Here is a 16288-nt window from a genome sequence, read left to right as displayed (position 1 = left end):
CCCCTTGCCTCTTCTGTCGTTGCTGGGGTGCTTAGTTTTAACAGCGTCAACTTTTGCGCGTAGCCGAGCGATCCTTAAAATCGGGCTCGTGGCACGTCCCGACTCTATGACTCAATTGCCTTCTCAAACTCCGCACCGCCGTATTTTGCATTGCATTTATCTCAATAATTTTAAATATACTCTCAATTGTCGGCATTTTCATTGAAAATCTGTCCGACCATGGGGTGTTGGCTTTCTTCTATACCCGACCCAACGTGCTGGATTTCGTTGTCGGAATGCTGATCGCCGTGTGCGTCCCGTTCCCTGGGCGAAGCTCAAATGCTGTACGTGGTGGGGTTGCCTCGCCGTCGGGACAGCTTGGTTTGTCTTTGGAGGAGAGTTCTTCGTGATTGGCAGCATCCCCGTCGCGCCCCCGACCGACACGTTTTTCAGGTTCGGCGTTCCCTCCGGCTGATTGTAGCGTGGGGCGGTGGGACTTGAACGATCTCAAACCAGGGTCAGTACCGCGCTGATGCAGCGTGCAGGCGACGCAAGCTACTCGATCTACCTTTCACATTACTTTTTCGTCGCGTCAGTTATCGCCGTAGTGGACCAGTTGGCATTGGGCGACCCTCTTCGCCTCCTACTCGCACCTATCACGACGATGTTGTCGATTGCCGTCGGTTTCTGCACATACGATCTCCTCGAGCGTCCTCTTGCAGGCGACCTTGGCATTTACCGACGCTTTTGGAGACACGGTCGCGCGACCGTCAAGTCCAAGGGAAGAGCGTATTTCGGATGGCTAGACTAATGCTCCCCCGCTGCAGCCTATCCTTCAATTTCAACCTGTTTGGAAAATTCCAGAACGTTGGCTGATGGACGCGCCCTGCCGCCTGCCCGGGATCGATCGCCAAATCGCCTAATCTTGCCGTCACTCGGCTCAGTTGAGAAAACCAATGAACCGTCCCGCGAAAAGCACGGATGTCCACAGCACCAGCGAGAGCACAGCCAGGATGATAACGGTCCCGCCGGCCGGCTCGTCAACACCTTTTGCGAAGCGCATGAACGCTATAAAGTTGATGCCGGCGAGAAGGATGAGCGTCATCTTGGCGAGGAAAACCGGCATCGCCGCATACTCCCTCGCCCTAACCGGAAACAGCAGCGCCCCGGTGACAAGCGCCCCGCCAAACGCACACAACGCCGTGCGGCGCAGCAGCGCGACGAACGCCGCCTGCGGCAGCGAACGGAAGGCGCCGATGACCCTGAGGTCCATGAGCCAGACGCTGGTCAGCAACGCGCCGATCGACATTATGTGGAGCGCATTGACTATGGGGTAGGCGACGAAGGAGGCCTTCAGTCCCCGCACGAAGGCGAGTTGCTCGATGCCGGCGAGGAACTCGGCCATTCAAGCCGGCGGCACGCGGTCGGGATAGACATCGTAAGTCTTGCCGCCGACGATGACCCTCACTGCTTTCATGCGCTTTTCTTTCTCGTCGAGCGAGCGGTTGCCGATCGCGGTCACCTCGTCGCCGACCTTGGCGACCTCCTCCGTGAAGCCGGCGGCGATCGTGCGCGACGGCGGCGCCATCTCTACCCGCCAGGCCTCGCCCTCCACGTCGATATCCAGCGTGGCGTGCGGATTGCCGATATAGATGGCCGTGATCCTGCCCCGGAGCTCGAAAAACCCGTCCTCGGTCCACGACCAGCCGTGATGGGCATAGGCCGCGGTGGCTGCGGCAAAGATCACTGCCGCTGCCAGCGCGACGCTCCGAATCCCGTTGAAAGGTGACCGCATCGCTCGTCTCCTCGTCCCGCCATTCGAGAGTAGGTCACGGCGCGGCAACGTCAAATCACATCGGTGAGAAGGCCGTCGGCGGCGCTGCCGATCTCCCCCTTTGCATGGGGCACTCCATTCGAGTTTGCAGCAACGATGGTGCCACAACCCTCGCCGCCGCCCCATAGCTTCTCTCCCCACTTCGTGGGGCGAGGAAACCAAGCTGGAATGAAGCTAGGACATGAACGGTCCGGCCTTGCTTATGACATCCATGCACGCCATGTTCGGCCTCCCGCTCTTCTAGTCCACCTGATGAAGGTCGGAGACTCACACCTGAACGAGGCAAACCATGAGCAGTATGAGAGACCGTCAGGAAGGCTTCGAAAAGAAGTTTGCGATGGACGAGGAGACGAAGTTCAAGGCCATGGCGCGCCGTAACAAGCTGCTCGGCCTGTGGGCCGCCGAAAAGCTCGGCAAGACCGGTGAGGACGCCGACGCCTATGCGAAGGAGGTGGTGCGCTCGGACTTCGAAGAGGCAGGCGACGACGATGTGTTCCGCAAGGTGCGCGCCGATTTCGACGCGGCGGGCGTCGCCCAGTCGGATCATCAAATTCGCGGCGCCATGGCCGAACTGCTGGTGACGGCGGTCGAGCAGATCAAGACGAGCTGACCACCGCTCGGTCCGAACACTCGCTCTCGCCAGCCTAGCTGTGGGCGGCCGCCAGATTCTTTAGGCGTTTTTCGTGCATCCGCAGCGTCGGCAGCGTCTTCTTGGCGAATTCCTTCAGCGCAGGGTCTTCGCCCGACTGCGCGTAGGTCGAAAACAGTGCCAATGCCTGCTTGTGCGCCTCGGTCTGCAGGAGGATGTATTTCGCCTGGAATTCATCGCCGTCGAGCGTCTTGAGCTGGTCGAGCATCGCCTGGTCCTTCGGTTCAAGGGCCGGGCCGCGCGGTGTCACCGAGGCCGTGGTCTGGCTTTGTTCGAGCGCTGCCTTGAGATCCTCGCCAGCCTTGGTGTGGTCTTTGACCATCAGCGCGGCGAATTCCCTGACATCGGCGGCGACGTTCTTTTGTTCGGCCAGCCTGCTGCTTTCAATCTCGAACCGGTTGCCGCTGGCGGCCGTCTTGGAGAAGGTCTCGGTGTCGACCTTGGTTTCCTCGACAGCAGGTAAGTCAGCCGGCGTGGCGGACTGGGCGAAGGCCGCCGGCGCGCCAGCGAGCAAAGCGACCATGGCAATGGTGAGATGCGTTTTCACAGGAAATCTCCCGGGTTTGTGATCCTCGGAGTTTCCAACGCGACACAAGCGGCGAAGTTGCGCGCCTTTCCTTCTCCCTCGTGAGGTTTTGCACGGGAGGGGAAGGCAAGGCCTCAATGGCAGCAGGCGCCGGCATATTGCAGCTGTTCGTCCCAGTCCGGCCGGCCCTCAGGGGTAAAATCAATCAAGTTCCACAGGATCTCGCAGGTGCCGACGGCGCGCGGGTCCTGGCCGGGCTCGGACGGCGCGAAGCCAAGCTCGGAACTCCAGAAATGGCGGATACCGTCGGCGTCGCGATGGAACACCGACAGAACCGGAAGCTGCGCGCCATCGTCTGCCTCGGCGTGATAATCGCGCTTGAAGCTGTTGCCGGCCGAGGAGACCAGCCGCATGTTCGTCCAGCCGCGGTCGCGGCCGAGCGTGATCATGTTTTCGAGCGCGGTCTTGCCCACCACGGCGAAATTGAAGCCGGCGGCTTCGAGATGGCCGACGGCGCCGTCGAACTGGTCGAGCAGCGCCGTGCAGGATGGGCACGGCTGATCGGCCCGCGCGAGCTTCGCGGTGCCGCCACTCGTCGCCACGTCGCGCGTCTCCTGCGGATGACGCGGAAACATCATCGAGTAGACGATCAGCGTGTCCTTGCCAGGCGAAAACAACTCCGAAAGTTTTATGCGGGCCGGTTTGCCATCGGCGTCGAGCCCGTCGAACACATAATCCTCAGGCACCAGCCCACCAGGCGGCAGCGCGCGGCGGGCGACGGCCACGTCCTCCATGGCGCGGCGCAGCTCGATTTCCTTCTGCAGCAGCGTTTCGCGGGCGGTTCGGTATTCAGCGGATTCGTTGGGAAAGGTGATCATCGTCATCTCCGTCATCCGTGGTTTTGACGGCGCGCGGCAACGCGCCTTACCTCTCAAGGACGTATGGCGAAGCAGGGTTCCGACATTTTTGCGCAAGCGAGGAGCAATCGCTTCAGGTGTGCCGACTTTGGCAATTGGCGGTCGAGCGTTCGCTTTGCCTGAAGCGATAGCCCTGCGCTCACCCCGCCCAATCGACTTCGAACATCCCCAGCCGCTCGTAGAGCCTGACCGCGGCGGCGTTCTCCACCGTGTTGGTTTTGAGATCGACATGCGCGGCACCGCGTGCGCGAAAGGCGGCGAAGACGTGCCACATCAGCGCTTCGGCGATGCCCCGGCCGCGCGCCTCGGGGTGGACGGCAAGGTCTTTCACGAAGGCCCTCGTCCAGCAAAGCGCCGCGCCCGCCAGCCGGCCCTTGCCGTCGATAACCAGGAAACACAAAGCAGGGTCGAATTCCGCGTCGCTTGAGATGCGCGGCCACCATTCGTCGAACGGCCCATCGGCACCGTCGTCGAAGACGGCGGTCAGCAGCGCATGCAAGGCGCCCGCGTCGGTGGCCTCGAAGCCGCGCATGACGAAGCCTTCCGGCCAGCGCGGCGGGGCAAGCGTATCGTCGAGGATCTTGCGCAGCCTGATGTCGTTTGGCGCCGGCGGGCGCGGTTCAGGCATCGGGCTGCAGGCGACGCCTAGCGCGGTCGCGGCCAAGGCCGGTTTCTTCCAGCATGCCCTTGCGCTTGGCGTCGTAATAATAGCCGCTCTGGTAGAGCCGGTCGGCGCGCTTGGCGTTGCCACCGGCCACCAGCCAGGCGCCGCGCAGATATTTCACCGCATATTTCAGATTGGTCTCGGCGTCGAACAACCCCTTCGCCGGACCCTCATAGCCCATGCCACGCGCCGTCGCATGCTTGATCTGCATCAGCCCCCAATGGCCGCGATTGTAGGCATTGGGATTGAAGGTGCTCTCGCGGCTGACGACGCGGCGCACCAGATCGACCGGCACCTCATAAAGCGCGGCATATTTCTCGATCAGCCGCTCGATCTCGCCGCGCGGTACCGCCGAATACTCCCTGGCAGGGCTGGTCGAAAGCAGGGCGGACGGATTCTGCGGCACGGCATAGCCGACCTGCTGAACGCCGGGCATCGCCTTGCCTGTCTCACCGGTGACCGGCGCGACGGCCGCGGCCGTCGCATGGACAGGTGCCGCGCCGGCTGGCGCCGCGTCGGCCGCCATGCCCAAAGATGCCGTGGCAGCCAGCGGGGTTGGTCCGGCAAAGGCGGCCGGCTGGGCAGGCGTCGCGGCGGTGTCGACAGGCAATGCCGCCGTCTGGACAGGCAGTGCCGTCTGGACAGGCGCGATACCGGAGGATTCCGGCAGCACCGAAACCGTGTCGGGCAGCGCCAGCGTAAAACCGGCGTCAGCGTCCGCCGCAGTGGTCTCAGTCAGCGAAGGCGCGGCCTTCATCTGCGAGGTCGAGGTGCAGCCGCTGAGACCGGCCACAGCGAGCATCACGCCGATCGCGGGAAAGATGATTTTTGCTGGCAAGCCGCGCTCGGGTCCGGTTCGTCTGTTAAGAAGTCCTTACACCAGCGCCCTGGTCCGGGCAATCCGCAGCCTGTTGTGGACTTCGGATGGTTTTCGGGTGGCAACGGCAACCTGAAAATGCGATATCTCGTTCTCGATATGTACTGGATTCCGTTCGTTTCTTCGGAAAGGAGCACATTATGGAAAGCACCTCCCAGGCCACCGGCCACGCGGTCTTCGAAACCGTGATCGGCTTCATGGGCATCGCCTGGAGCGAGGCCGGACTGACCCGGCTCTGCCTGCCCCAGCGCAACCGCGACGCGGTGGAACGCCGGCTCCTGCACCATGCCGGCATCGCCGCTTCGAGCGCCCGGCCGCAATGGGTCACCGAGCTGATTGCATCGATACAAGCCTACGCGGCCGGCGAAGACGTCGATTTCTCCGGCGTGCCGGTCGATCTCACCGGCGTCGACGATTTCCGCCTCGCCATCTACGACGCGGCGCGAAAGCTCGCCTTCGGCGAGACCACCACCTATGGCGAGTTGGCCAGGCGCGCCGGTCATGCCGGGCTGGCGCGGGAGACGGGCGCGGCGCTCGGCGCCAACCCGGTGCCGCTGGTCATCCCTTGCCACCGCATTCTCGCCGCCGGCGGCAAGATCGGCGGTTTTTCCGCGCCGGGTGGCTCGATCACCAAGGAAAAGATGCTGGCAATGGAAGGCGTGCGCGTCGGCCCGCCGCCACCGGCGCAAGTGTCGTTCGGCTTCTGAGACTAAGCAGTTCCGCAAAAGTGCCCACGGTTTTGCGACAAGAACCTGCGACAAACCAAACCAAAAGAATCTAGGCAGGAATTCGTGGGCCGGGCCATGAATGCCTGCCCGGGCGTCGCTAGTCCTGCAGGATGCGCCGGCGGAAACGGCGGTCCGTGTCCACGCGTTTGCATTTGTAGACGATACAGGAGTTCGTGTCGGCGCTCGGCACCGAAGCGCGTGCCCTGACCTCGCCGATGCTGCAGAAACGCTGGCTCCGCACATAGCGGTCGTAGAGCGGCAATCCCGGTGTGCGCGTCGACTGGTAGCGCAGGATGACCGCGCCTTCCCGCGCGATCGTCGCCCGCACCCTGCCGCAGCTCATGCGGCTCGGATCGTAGCGCGAGATCGCCTGCGCCTCGGCGGCCACCAGCATTAGGCACGCGGCAAGCAGAACAGTTTTCATGGTCCTCTCCCAAACAGGACCGGACGCTCGAAAGCGGCACGGATCCTCCCCCGCAGCGTAACGCGACAAGCGATTCGATCCTTCGCAACACGTTACGCTGCAACGTTTTCATGCGATTGGGGCGGCCGTTGGGCAGCGCCGCATCGGCGCCTTTTTTCGCGCAGTCTTGTTTTTTGCACGGAAGCGGACTATATCAGGTCCATTGATATTTCGGCCGATCGATCCGGGCCTCGCGATATTCGCGTTTGCTGACGTCTATCTCCAAAATCTCGATACAAACCGGCTGGACTTCGGTTCGGTCAAGCTAAAGCAAACGTAAGGACTATCGAAATGGCAACAGGTACGGTCAAGTGGTTTAATTCCACCAAGGGTTTCGGCTTCATCCAGCCTGACAGCGGCGGCGCGGACGTTTTCGTCCACATCTCCGCAGTCGAGCGCGCTGGGCTGTCGACCTTGGTCGAAGGCCAGAAGATCAACTTCGAGATCGAGCAGGACCGCCGCACTGGCAAGTCGTCCGCTGGGTCTCTGAGCAAGGCAGCCTGATTTTGCGAAGGCGCGCGCCGGAGCGACAGCTCGGGGCGCGCGCGGCAAGTCACGGATGTACTGACGGTCGCGCGAGAAGCGCGCCGGAGCGGAAAGACCCGACAAGCCGAAGCAGCAGATTGCTGCCGGCCCGGCCGAACGCTCCCGATCAGGCTACCAAGCATGGGAAGGCGGGATTTTGTCCCGCCTTTTTGTTTGCGCAGATTTAGACGCCGACAATTGGCCAACCGGCAATGCGGCGTCCTTCTCCCCGTCACTATACGGGGAGAAGTGCCCGGCAGGGCGATGAGGGGCAGCACGACGCGTCAGGACTACCCATCGCAGGGCCAAGTACGATATTACGACAAAGGCTGGCGCCGCCCCTTATCTGGCTGCCGCCATCTTCCCCCCGTAAAGTGACGGGGAGAAGGATGCCCTCGCCGAAGCTTTCCGTCAATCGCCGACGTTGCTCACCCCAGCCATTCCATCGGCACATGCCCAGGGTCGGCCTCGACCCGTTTCAGCCAAGCCGCCACCGCCGGATTGGCGTCGAGCTGAAAACCGCCCATCTCGGCCGTGTGCGTATAGGCGTAGAGCGCGACGTCGGCGACGCTCAGTGCCTCACCGGCAAAGAACGCACTGCCTTCCAGATGCTTGTTCATCACGCCGAGCGCCTTGTTTCCGCGCTCCAGCGTCACCGCCAGCCGTTCCGGCGTCGCGTCCTTGGCGCGTTCGGGAAAGGTCAGCAACGCCTTGCGCACCGCGATATAGGGCTCGTGGCTGTACTGCTCGAAGAACAGCCATTGATAGGCCAGTGCCCGCTCGTATTTGTCGGCCGGCAGGAACCGCGTGCCTTCGGCGAGATACAGCAGGATGGCGTTGGATTCGGCCAGCCGCCGGCCGTCGTCGAGTTCGAGCAGCGGCACCATGGCGTTCGGGTTCTTGGCGACATAGTCGGGCTTGCGCGTGTCGCCGGTATGCGAACTCACCTCGACATTGGTGAAGGGGATGCCGAGCTTGGCCATCAAAAGACGCGGCTTGTAGCAATTGCCGCTGTCGATCATTCCATAGAGTATGGTCATTGGTGCTCCCTACGCCGCTCCCCAGCGGGACGGCGCTTACCGGCAATTATCCCGGCAGCAACGGCTTCATCCAGTGATTTGTTTTGGCGCAACCATCAGCGCCGCTGATACATCATCCGAAAAGCGGCACGACCTTGTTGTCCATGCCGAGCAGCGTATCGATGGGCAGCGGCTCCTCGTCGAAGACCGTACCGGCCAGCGCCGGTCGCGCCAGATGATAGCCCTGCAAAAGATCGACGCCGCCATCCAGCGCGACGCGCAGATGGGTGGATTGCTCGATCCCTTCGACCAGCACCTTGGTGCCGCGGTCGTGCAGCGCGGAGACCAGCGGCCGGAAAAATCGTTCGGCGGCGGCATGGCGGCAGAATTCCGCGAACCAGGTGCCGTCGATCTTGACGATGTCGGGCTGGACAAGGGCGACCCGTTCTTCCGTCGAATGCCCCGTGCCGAAATCGTCGATGGCAATGCGAATGCCGTCGCGCCGCATCTCGCGCACCAGGCTGACGAGTACCTTGTCGTCGGCGGCCTGCTCGGTGATCTCGCAGATCAGCATGCCAGGATACAGGTCGAATTCGGCGAGGCGCCTGGTCATCAGCCTGATCTCGGCCAGCGCCCGCCCAGGATGATCGTTGATCAGCGGATTGTAGTTGAAGAACAGGTCGAGCCGGTCGACGCCGATGTTGCGGAAGTTCCTGAGATGCAGCACCCGGCACATCGTCTCGACGAACAGGCGATCCGGCGCCGGTACGCCCTCGAAAAACGCCGGTGGCGCCACCGGCCTGCCGGCGCGGTGCGGCTCGATCAGGCCTTCGACCGCGACGGCCTTCAAAAACCTGCCGCGCGGCGCGAAGATCGGTTGATAGGCGCTCCGCAGCCGGAACGCGCCGTAGACGCCGTATTCGATCCCGACCTCGTCGGCAAAGATCGCCTCGCCGACATTGCGCCGCCTGTCGGCCCGCCCGGTCATGGCGCCGCCTTGCGCCCGAAAGCCCGTTTCGGCCGCGGCGAAGGCGAGACAGCCGCAGGCGCCTTGCCTGCATCGGGCACTGCCTCAGTCGCCTGTTTGTCCTTGCCGAAGATGTGAAAGCTCGTCGGGGCAAGCTCGGGGCGCGCCAGCGCGAATCCCTGAACCATCGAGGCTCCCGATTTCTCGGCCAGCTCAAGCTGCCAGCCTTCCTCGATACCTTCGAACACCGTGCGGATGCCCTGCTCTTCGAAGCTGGCCACCATGGCGGTCAGCAAGGCGAAGCCAGCGCCGGACTCCATCAGTTGCATGATCCAGTGGGCATCGAATTTGACGATGTCAGGCCTGAGTTCCTTGATGCGGTTGATGTCGGACTCGTCGGCGCCATAATCGTCGACGGCAATGCGAAACCCGTTGGCCCTGAGCGCTTCGATGAAATTGTAGAGCGTTTCCTGTGACGCCGATTTCTGCTCGGTCACCTCGCAGACGACGCGGTTCGCATCGATGCCGGCTTCATGCAGCACCAGCCGCATGTCACGCAGTGCACTGTCGGCGATGCTGCGCTCGGTGAACACGGATGGATCGAAATTGATGAAGATGGACGCCTCCTGCGGCAGGCAGGCGCCGGCATTCAAAAGGTGAAGCGTCCTTGTCAGCGCCTCGATATGCAAGCGGTCGACCGGCGGACAGGTGCTGAAAAAACTCATCGGCGACTGCGGCTCGCCGTCACGGAACGGCCGGATCAGCCCCTCGAATGCGGTGACGGACAATTTGCCGTTGCTGAAGGCGAAGATCGGCTGGAAAGCGCTCTGCAGCGTGTAGAGGCCCCAGACACCGCTGGCGGTGCCGTCATCATGTCGGACGATATGGGCAAGCCCGATGCTGCGCGACACGGTTCCTCGCTGGCGAGACTGGCGGAATGGCGTGACCACGGCCACCCGGCGTTTTACCGCCAGGTGGTGAATTTATTGTTGCCGGATTCGTCGTTGCCGAGGATTTGAAGTCTGACAATGCTTGCGCTTGGCGGAATGATGCGACATGAGAGACGCCGTGGTCGGACGGACCGCCCAAGCCCCACAAGGAGACACCATCGTTATGGCCTTTCTTGCCGACGTCCTTTCCCGCGTAAAGCCTTCCGCGACCATCGCGGTGACGCAGAAAGCGCGCGAGCTGAAAAATGCCGGCCGTGACGTGATCGGGCTGGGCGCCGGCGAACCGGACTTCGACACGCCGGACAACATCAAGAACGCCGCGATCGAGGCCATCCGCCGCGGCGAAACGAAATATCCGCCGGTTTCCGGCATCGTACCCCTGCGCGAGGCGATCGCGAAAAAATTCAAGCGCGAGAACAATCTCGACTACCGGCCGGAGCAGACCATCGTCGGCACCGGCGGCAAGCAGATCCTGTTCAACGCCTTCATGGCGACGCTGAACCCCGGCGACGAGGTCATCATCCCGAGGCCGTACTGGGTCAGCTATCCCGAGATGGTGGCGATCTGCGGCGGCACCCCCGCCTTTGCCGACACCGCTATCGACAACGGCTTCAAGCTGACGGCGGCGGCGCTGGAAGAGGCGATCACGCCGCGCACCAAATGGCTGTTGATGAATTCCCCGTCGAACCCGTCCGGCGCCGCCTACACCGAGACGGAATTGCGCGCTCTGGCCGACGTGCTGTTGAAGCATCCCAATGTCTGGGTGCTGACCGACGACATGTACGAGCACCTGATCTATGGCGACTTCGTCTTCAAGACCATCGCCGAGGTAGAGCCGAAGCTCTACGAGCGCACGCTGACCATGAATGGCGTCTCGAAGGCCTACGCCATGACCGGCTGGCGCATCGGCTATGCGGCCGGGCCGGTGGCGCTGATCAAGGCGATGGATATGATCCAGGGCCAGCAGACGTCCGGCGCCTGCACCATCGCGCAGTGGGCGTCGGTGGAGGCGCTGAACGGCCCGCAGGATTTCATTGCGAAAAACAAGGCGATCTTCCAGGCTCGGCGCGATCTCGTCGTGTCGATGCTCAACCAGGCGCGCGGCATCACGTGCCCGTCGCCTGAAGGCGCCTTCTATGTCTATCCGTCCTGCGCCCAGTTGATCGGCAAGAAGACCAAAGCCGGCAAGGTGATCGACAGTGACGAAGCCTTCTGCTCGGAACTGCTCGAGGCCGAGGGCGTAGCGGTCGTTTTCGGCTCGGCCTTCGGTCTCGGCCCGAACTTCCGCATCTCCTACGCCACATCCGAGGCCTTGCTCGAGGAGGCCTGCACGCGCATCCAGCGCTTCACCGCCTCGCTGACCTGATCAATACATTGTTGTAAAATTAAAATCCGGCCGCCTGGCCGGATTTTTTTATATCAGTTCAGTCTCAACCGCCATACTGCGCGTCGGTCACTTGCTCCAGCCAGGCGGCATGGACGCCGTCGAGCGCCTCCTGCATGGCGATATGCGCCATTGCCGATTTCGGGCCTGCGCCATGCCAGTGCTTTTCGTCCGCTGCAAACGAGATCACGTCGCCAGCCCTGATCTCCCGTATCGATTCGCCCCAACTTTGCGCGAGGCCGGAGCCTGATATGACATAGAGCGTCTGGCCGAGCGGATGCGTGTGCCAGTTGGTCCGCGCGCCGGGCTCGAAACTGACCATCACGGCCCTGAGCCGCGCGGGCGCTTCCTTCTCGATGATCGGCGTCTGCAACACACGGCCGGTGAAATATTTCTCCGGTGCAAGGATGGTCGGCACGCTGCCGCAGGCAATGATCTTCATCGTCGATAATCCTCAGGCTGGCGGCAGTTTCGTCCGATACCCGCCATGGCGCAACCGGCTGTTCAAGCCCGCATCCAGAGGCTTCGCCAATCACGGCTGAGGCGCGGCCAGAACAGACCTGTGCGTGCGCGGTAGGCCTCATAGGCACCGGCCAGCGCCGTGCGCGAAAACTTCCTCTCTTCGTCCAACGCGGCGATCGTGTAGATCACGACGATCCCGGCGACCGGCACCACCGCCCAGATCGACCAGGTCGCGATGCCCCATCCGATCCAGAAGATGATGTAGGACGCATAGAACGGATGGCGGACATAGAAGTAAGGCCCGTCGGTCACCAGACTGTCGGGATTGTCGACGTCGAACGCGAAGCGTAGCCGCGCCTTGCGGGAAATGACAATCGCCCACCAGAACAGGGCCGCGCTTGCCAGTTCGATGGCGAGCCCGCCGAGCTTTGCCGCCACCGGCTGCCGTTCGATCCACAGGATTGCCAGAAAGAACACCGCCACGCCGATCACCACGGCGGAAATGATCATGGCGCCTGGAGGCATGGTCGGCGACTGGAAATGGGCGCGCATCGACCAGGCATATTGGCCGAGCGTCGCGATGCTGCTGATTGAGACAAGAAGATCGAGCGCGCCGTCCATCATCAGGGGTCCACCAGGTTAGCTCTCGAGGATTTGCGCATTGTACCCGATTGCCGCGGATAAATCCTTTCTTAACCACAAACCTAAACAACATAGTGACCTCGGGATGCGATGTTGGCCGTCGGGCAATCTGAGGGTCTAATCCAGCATGGTCGTTTCCCAGCGGACGGTCCGCACCGAGCAGGCGGATTTGCGCCTCAGCCAGTCGTCGGGCTCCGGCATCCCCATTGTGCTGATCCATGGCTCGGGCAGTTCGCGGGCGGTGTTCGCCCGGCAGTTCGACAGCGCCTTGGCTGCTGCCCACCGGTTGATCGCCTTCGATCTTCCCGGCCACGGTGAATCGTCCGATGCCCATGACCCGGCAACGGCCTATACGATAGCAGGCCTTGCTCAATCGGCGGCTCAGCTCCTCGACAGCCTGGAAATCGGTCGCGCCGTCGTCTTCGGCTGGTCGCTTGGCGGGCATGTTGCAATCGAGCTCGCGAGTTTTCACCAGGCGGTCGCCGGACTGATGCTGACCGGCGCGCCACCGGTGTCGAAAGGGCCGTTCGGCATGCTGCGCGGCTTTCATGCCCACTGGGACATGCTGCTCGCGTCCAAGAAGGCTTACTCGGAACGCGATGCCGAGCGCTACGAGACCCTGTGCTTCGGCGACACTGCCGATCCATCCTTCCGCCAGGCCATCCTGCGCACGGACGGCCGGCTGCGCTCCGCGGTGACGCGGGGCATGATCACCGGTAAGGGTGCCGATCAGAAACAGGTGGTCGAGCAGGCCGCATTTCCGGTCGCGATCGTCAACGGCGAGAACGACCCGTTTGTCAGGCTCGGCTATTTTGAAACGCTCGCCTACGGCTCGCTGTGGGAGCATTGCCACGTCATCCCCAATACCGGGCACGCTCCTTTCTGGGAGCGTCCGGACCTGTTCAATCCGCTGCTTGCGCGTTTTGCCGAAACGGTAGCGAAGCAAAGCATGTACGAAGCCACGCTGGCACCGCGCCGAACCCAGGCCGGCTGAAGCCTCTCGACGGGGTGTTGCCTACCCCGCGTGCGTGGCTGCACCGTCCGCGACATCAGCCCATTCTCAAATCCCTTGCCCTCCCGGCTAACCCGTGGGACGATGCTCTTGGGTAGGTGGCGAACTGAAAAAAGCCCCGCCCGCGACGGTCGACAGGCCGGCCGCCGCTCCCAGGGAAACGCCTGAGTGGAGGTCAGTCATGGGAACTCGCGCCGGAGGACGACGCACGGGACCGAAATGCATTGCCATAGTCGGTCCCTTTGCAAGCGGTAAGACGACACTTCTCGAAGCTATATTGGCCCGCACGGCCGCCATTCCCCGCCAGAATCCCGTTTCCTCGGGAAACACCGTTTCCGACCATTCGCCCGAGGCACGGGCCCACGCCATGAGCGTCGAGGCGACTTTTGCCACCACCGAATTCATGGGCGAGCAGCTCACCTTCGTCGATTGCCCCGGCTCCATCGAATTCTCTTTCGAGGCAGAGCCGGTGCTCGCCGCCTGCGACATCGCCGTGGTCGTCGCCGAAGCCGACGAGAAGAAGATCCCTGCCCTGCAGCTGATCATGCGCAAGCTCGACGATCTCGGCGTGCCGCGCATCCTGTTCCTCAACAAGGTCGACAAGGCGATATCAGGCGTGCGCGACACGCTGAAGATGCTGCAGCCGGCAAGCTCGGCGCCGTTGCTGCTGCGCCAGATTCCGCTGCGCAAGAACAGCGTCGTCATCGGCTCGATCGATCTGGCGCTGGAGCGCGCCTACATCTACCGCGAGTATGCCGAAAGCGAGATCGCCCAGATTCCGGATGACGACAAGGCGCGCGAGCTGGAGGCGCGCTTTTCCATGCTGGAGACGCTCGCCGATCACGACGACCAGTTGATGGAGCAGCTCCTCGAAGAGATCGAACCGCCAAAGGACGCGATCTTCGACGACCTCGCCGCCGACCTGCGGGACGGCGCGGTGACGCCCGTACTGATCGGCGCCGCCGAGAAGGGCAACGGCGTGCTGCGCCTGTTGAAGACGATCCGTCACGACGCGCCCGACGTCGAGGCGACTCGCAAGCGCCTCGGCGCACCCGACGGCAACGCGACCGTAGTCCAGGTGATGAAGACCATTCACACCGCGCATGGCGGCAAGCTGTCGGTCTCGCGCATCCTGTCCGGTCAGCTTGCCGACGCCTCCGAGCTCTTCCTTTCGAACGGCGGCACGGCAAAAGTCTCCGGTATCTACAGAATGCTTGGCAAGGATCAGTTCAAGCTTACCTCGGCCAAGGCTGGCGACACGGTCGCGCTCGGCAAGCTGGACGACGTCACGACCGGCCAGACGCTGAGTTCGGCCAAGGGTGGCATTAAGCCGCTGGTCGAGCTGACGCCGCCGCAACCGGTCTTCGCCTTCGCGCTGCGCCCGAAGGAACGCAAGGACGAGGTGAAGATGTCCGCGGCCATCCAGCGCCTTGCCGAAGAAGATCCCTCGCTCGGCCTGCGCCACAATCAGGATTCGGCCGAGACCGTACTGTCGGGCCATGGCGAGATGCATCTGCGCGTCGTCCGCGAGCGGCTGGAGGGCAAGAACCAGATCCCGGTCGAAGGTCATCCGCCGGCCGTGCCCTATCGCGAGACGATCCGCAAAACGGCGCAGCAGCGTGGCCGCCACAAGAAGCAGTCGGGCGGCCATGGCCAGTTCGGCGACGTGGTGATCGAGATCAAGCCGCTGCCGCGCGGCTCCGGCTTCCAGTTCACCGACACCATCACCGGCGGCGCCGTGCCGAAAACCTATATCCAGTCGGTCGAGACCGGCGTGCGCGACTATCTGAGATCCGGCCCGCTTGGCTTTCCGGTGGTCGATGTCGCCGTCAACCTGTCCGACGGCTCCTACCATTCCGTCGATTCGTCGGACATGGCCTTCCAGATGGCGGCGAAGGTGGCGATGAAGGAAGGTATGGCCGCCTGCTCGCCGGTGCTGCTCGAACCGGTCATGAAGGTCGAGATCGTCACGCCATCCGACGCGACGTCGAAGATCATCGCCCTGATCCCGCAACGGCGAGGCCAGATCCTCGGCTACGATGCGCGGCCCGGCTGGCCGGGATGGGATGTCGTTGAGGCGACCATGCCGCAAGCCGAGATCGGCGACCTGATCATCGAGCTGCGTTCGGCGACCGCGGGCGTCGCCAGCTATCGTGCCGCGTTCGACCATATGGCCGAACTCACCGGCCGCCTGGCCGACGAGGCATTGAACGCCAACGGCAAGGCCGCCTGACACTGGGTTTGTCGATAGTATCTCGGCCGATACATGGAAGCGGCGTCCGGAATGATCCGGACGCCGCTCTCTTGCGGACCGTCTTCGTGGGAGGCGAAACGGCAGGTCCGCCGCATGTACCGCCAGCGCCTGATGGCTGCAGCGGAAGAATGGTTCGGACGCGGTAGCCGCCTGAGCCCGGTTCGTCCGAGTGATGCCCCCATCTCCCGCACGAACCACACCGCGTCCTATGGTCTGCTTAGTCGATGCTGGGCGCTTGCGATATGTTACCTGAGGTTACATGTCACTGTTACGTGAGAATTTCGGCCGGCCTTCCGTCGGCGCCGGCAGCTTTCGGGCAACAAAAAAGCCGGATCAACGAAGATCCGGCTGAGTTTGATTGGAAGTGCCTGTTAGGGCTGACCTCCAGAGGGGAACACTCAAGGGCGCTAATGGGAGGAGAACGCGCCCAGGAGAT

General features: G+C 62.9%; 18 protein-coding genes. 6 read left to right on the top strand and 12 right to left on the bottom strand.

Going from position 1 to position 16288, the window contains the following annotated elements; genetic code table 11:
• Positions 1 to 919: 919 nt before the first annotated feature.
• Both AC0NID_RS13380 and AC0NID_RS13375 read right to left on the bottom strand, forming a co-directional pair.
• Positions 920 to 1384: a DUF6644 family protein gene (locus AC0NID_RS13380; RefSeq protein ID WP_473454428.1), complete on the bottom strand. Its 465-nt coding sequence runs from the start codon at positions 1382 to 1384 to the stop codon at positions 920 to 922.
• Positions 1385 to 1774: a DUF6152 family protein gene (locus tag AC0NID_RS13375; RefSeq protein WP_473454427.1), complete on the bottom strand. Its 390-nt coding sequence runs from the start codon at positions 1772 to 1774 to the stop codon at positions 1385 to 1387.
• A 328-nt stretch (positions 1775 to 2102) separates the two neighbouring features.
• On the opposite strand from AC0NID_RS13375, the gene AC0NID_RS13370 reads away from it, so the two are divergent.
• Positions 2103 to 2423 (top strand): DUF1476 domain-containing protein, encoded by a 321-nt coding sequence (locus tag AC0NID_RS13370; protein ID WP_473454426.1) that lies wholly within the window; start codon positions 2103 to 2105, stop codon positions 2421 to 2423.
• A gap of 34 nt (positions 2424 to 2457) precedes the next feature.
• Here AC0NID_RS13370 and AC0NID_RS13365 read toward each other — a convergent pair whose 3' ends face one another.
• From AC0NID_RS13365 to AC0NID_RS13350, 4 genes are all read right to left on the bottom strand, one after another.
• Entirely contained in the window at positions 2458 to 3009 is a 552-nt protein-coding gene (locus AC0NID_RS13365) for a DUF4142 domain-containing protein (protein WP_473454425.1), read from the bottom strand.
• Between the two features lie 113 nt (positions 3010 to 3122).
• Complete coding sequence (locus AC0NID_RS13360) at positions 3123 to 3866, bottom strand: DUF899 family protein (protein ID WP_473454630.1); 744 nt, start codon at positions 3864 to 3866, stop codon at positions 3123 to 3125.
• Between the two features lie 178 nt (positions 3867 to 4044).
• A complete protein-coding gene (locus AC0NID_RS13355) occupies positions 4045 to 4533 on the bottom strand; it encodes a GNAT family N-acetyltransferase (RefSeq protein WP_145717271.1) in 489 nt (162 codons plus the stop codon).
• Positions 4526 to 5407: a transglycosylase SLT domain-containing protein gene (locus AC0NID_RS13350; protein ID WP_473454424.1), complete on the bottom strand. Its 882-nt coding sequence runs from the start codon at positions 5405 to 5407 to the stop codon at positions 4526 to 4528. The genes AC0NID_RS13355 and AC0NID_RS13350 overlap by 8 nt, the downstream gene beginning before the upstream one ends.
• A 179-nt stretch (positions 5408 to 5586) precedes the next feature.
• Between AC0NID_RS13350 and AC0NID_RS13345 the strand changes: the two genes are divergently transcribed.
• Positions 5587 to 6153 carry a methylated-DNA--[protein]-cysteine S-methyltransferase gene (locus AC0NID_RS13345; protein ID WP_473454423.1) on the top strand — a complete coding sequence of 189 codons (567 nt, stop codon included), beginning with the start codon at positions 5587 to 5589 and terminating at the stop codon, positions 6151 to 6153.
• 118 nt (positions 6154 to 6271) lie between these two features.
• On the opposite strand, the gene AC0NID_RS13340 is transcribed toward AC0NID_RS13345, so the two are convergent.
• Complete coding sequence (locus tag AC0NID_RS13340) at positions 6272 to 6598, bottom strand: hypothetical protein (protein ID WP_473454422.1); 327 nt, start codon at positions 6596 to 6598, stop codon at positions 6272 to 6274.
• A gap of 330 nt (positions 6599 to 6928) precedes the next feature.
• On the opposite strand from AC0NID_RS13340, the gene AC0NID_RS13335 reads away from it, so the two are divergent.
• A complete protein-coding gene (locus tag AC0NID_RS13335; protein ID WP_023678332.1) occupies positions 6929 to 7141 on the top strand; it encodes a cold-shock protein in 213 nt (70 codons plus the stop codon).
• A gap of 449 nt (positions 7142 to 7590) precedes the next feature.
• Here AC0NID_RS13335 and AC0NID_RS13330 read toward each other — a convergent pair whose 3' ends face one another.
• The 3 genes from AC0NID_RS13330 to AC0NID_RS13320 all read right to left on the bottom strand — a co-directional run bounded on the left by AC0NID_RS13330 (position 7591) and on the right by AC0NID_RS13320 (position 10059).
• Positions 7591 to 8202: a glutathione S-transferase family protein gene (locus AC0NID_RS13330; protein WP_473454421.1), complete on the bottom strand. Its 612-nt coding sequence runs from the start codon at positions 8200 to 8202 to the stop codon at positions 7591 to 7593.
• A gap of 112 nt (positions 8203 to 8314) precedes the next feature.
• Positions 8315 to 9169: an EAL domain-containing protein gene (locus AC0NID_RS13325; protein WP_473454420.1), complete on the bottom strand. Its 855-nt coding sequence runs from the start codon at positions 9167 to 9169 to the stop codon at positions 8315 to 8317.
• The gene (locus AC0NID_RS13320; protein WP_473454419.1) at positions 9166 to 10059 is read right to left on the bottom strand and encodes an EAL domain-containing protein; all 894 of its coding nucleotides are present in this window, start codon (positions 10057 to 10059) and stop codon (positions 9166 to 9168) included. The genes AC0NID_RS13325 and AC0NID_RS13320 overlap by 4 nt, the downstream gene beginning before the upstream one ends.
• A gap of 202 nt (positions 10060 to 10261) precedes the next feature.
• Here AC0NID_RS13320 and AC0NID_RS13315 point away from each other — a divergent pair, with 202 nt between their 5' ends.
• Positions 10262 to 11464, top strand: a complete 1203-nt coding sequence (locus AC0NID_RS13315; protein ID WP_473454418.1) for a pyridoxal phosphate-dependent aminotransferase — start codon at positions 10262 to 10264, stop codon at positions 11462 to 11464.
• A 64-nt stretch (positions 11465 to 11528) separates the two neighbouring features.
• On the opposite strand, the gene AC0NID_RS13310 is transcribed toward AC0NID_RS13315, so the two are convergent.
• The gene (locus AC0NID_RS13310) at positions 11529 to 11924 is read right to left on the bottom strand and encodes a (R)-mandelonitrile lyase (protein ID WP_473454417.1); all 396 of its coding nucleotides are present in this window, start codon (positions 11922 to 11924) and stop codon (positions 11529 to 11531) included.
• A gap of 62 nt (positions 11925 to 11986) precedes the next feature.
• Positions 11987 to 12568: a methyltransferase family protein gene (locus AC0NID_RS13305; RefSeq protein WP_473454416.1), complete on the bottom strand. Its 582-nt coding sequence runs from the start codon at positions 12566 to 12568 to the stop codon at positions 11987 to 11989.
• Positions 12569 to 12713: 145 nt separating this feature from the next.
• Between AC0NID_RS13305 and AC0NID_RS13300 the strand changes: the two genes are divergently transcribed.
• Positions 12714 to 13580 carry an alpha/beta fold hydrolase gene (locus AC0NID_RS13300; RefSeq protein WP_473454415.1) on the top strand — a complete coding sequence of 289 codons (867 nt, stop codon included), beginning with the start codon at positions 12714 to 12716 and terminating at the stop codon, positions 13578 to 13580.
• Between the two features lie 199 nt (positions 13581 to 13779).
• Positions 13780 to 15831 carry an elongation factor G gene (locus AC0NID_RS13295; RefSeq protein ID WP_473454414.1) on the top strand — a complete coding sequence of 684 codons (2052 nt, stop codon included), beginning with the start codon at positions 13780 to 13782 and terminating at the stop codon, positions 15829 to 15831.
• Positions 15832 to 16288: the final 457 nt, after the last annotated feature.

The sequence above is a fragment of the Mesorhizobium sp. WSM4821 genome, assembly GCF_055901555.1.
This window is presented reverse-complemented; position numbering and strand designations above follow the sequence as displayed.

Excerpts from the sequence above, each read along its gene's own strand:
- AC0NID_RS13380 (WP_473454428.1), bottom strand. The coding sequence starts at position 1,384 with ATGGCCGAGTTCCTCGCCGGCATCGAGCAACTCGCCTTCGTGCGGGGA.
- AC0NID_RS13375 (WP_473454427.1), bottom strand. The coding sequence starts at position 1,774 with ATGCGGTCACCTTTCAACGGGATTCGGAGCGTCGCGCTGGCAGCGGCA.
- AC0NID_RS13370 (WP_473454426.1), top strand. The coding sequence starts at position 2,103 with ATGAGCAGTATGAGAGACCGTCAGGAAGGCTTCGAAAAGAAGTTTGCG.
- AC0NID_RS13360 (WP_473454630.1), bottom strand. The coding sequence starts at position 3,866 with ATGATCACCTTTCCCAACGAATCCGCTGAATACCGAACCGCCCGCGAA.
- AC0NID_RS13355 (WP_145717271.1), bottom strand. The coding sequence starts at position 4,533 with ATGCCTGAACCGCGCCCGCCGGCGCCAAACGACATCAGGCTGCGCAAG.
- AC0NID_RS13345 (WP_473454423.1), top strand. The coding sequence starts at position 5,587 with ATGGAAAGCACCTCCCAGGCCACCGGCCACGCGGTCTTCGAAACCGTG.
- AC0NID_RS13340 (WP_473454422.1), bottom strand. The coding sequence starts at position 6,598 with ATGAAAACTGTTCTGCTTGCCGCGTGCCTAATGCTGGTGGCCGCCGAG.
- AC0NID_RS13335 (WP_023678332.1), top strand. The coding sequence starts at position 6,929 with ATGGCAACAGGTACGGTCAAGTGGTTTAATTCCACCAAGGGTTTCGGC.
- AC0NID_RS13330 (WP_473454421.1), bottom strand. The coding sequence starts at position 8,202 with ATGACCATACTCTATGGAATGATCGACAGCGGCAATTGCTACAAGCCG.
- AC0NID_RS13325 (WP_473454420.1), bottom strand. The coding sequence starts at position 9,169 with ATGACCGGGCGGGCCGACAGGCGGCGCAATGTCGGCGAGGCGATCTTT.
- AC0NID_RS13315 (WP_473454418.1), top strand. The coding sequence starts at position 10,262 with ATGGCCTTTCTTGCCGACGTCCTTTCCCGCGTAAAGCCTTCCGCGACC.
- AC0NID_RS13310 (WP_473454417.1), bottom strand. The coding sequence starts at position 11,924 with ATGAAGATCATTGCCTGCGGCAGCGTGCCGACCATCCTTGCACCGGAG.
- AC0NID_RS13305 (WP_473454416.1), bottom strand. The coding sequence starts at position 12,568 with ATGATGGACGGCGCGCTCGATCTTCTTGTCTCAATCAGCAGCATCGCG.
- AC0NID_RS13300 (WP_473454415.1), top strand. The coding sequence starts at position 12,714 with ATGGTCGTTTCCCAGCGGACGGTCCGCACCGAGCAGGCGGATTTGCGC.
- AC0NID_RS13295 (WP_473454414.1), top strand. The coding sequence starts at position 13,780 with ATGGGAACTCGCGCCGGAGGACGACGCACGGGACCGAAATGCATTGCC.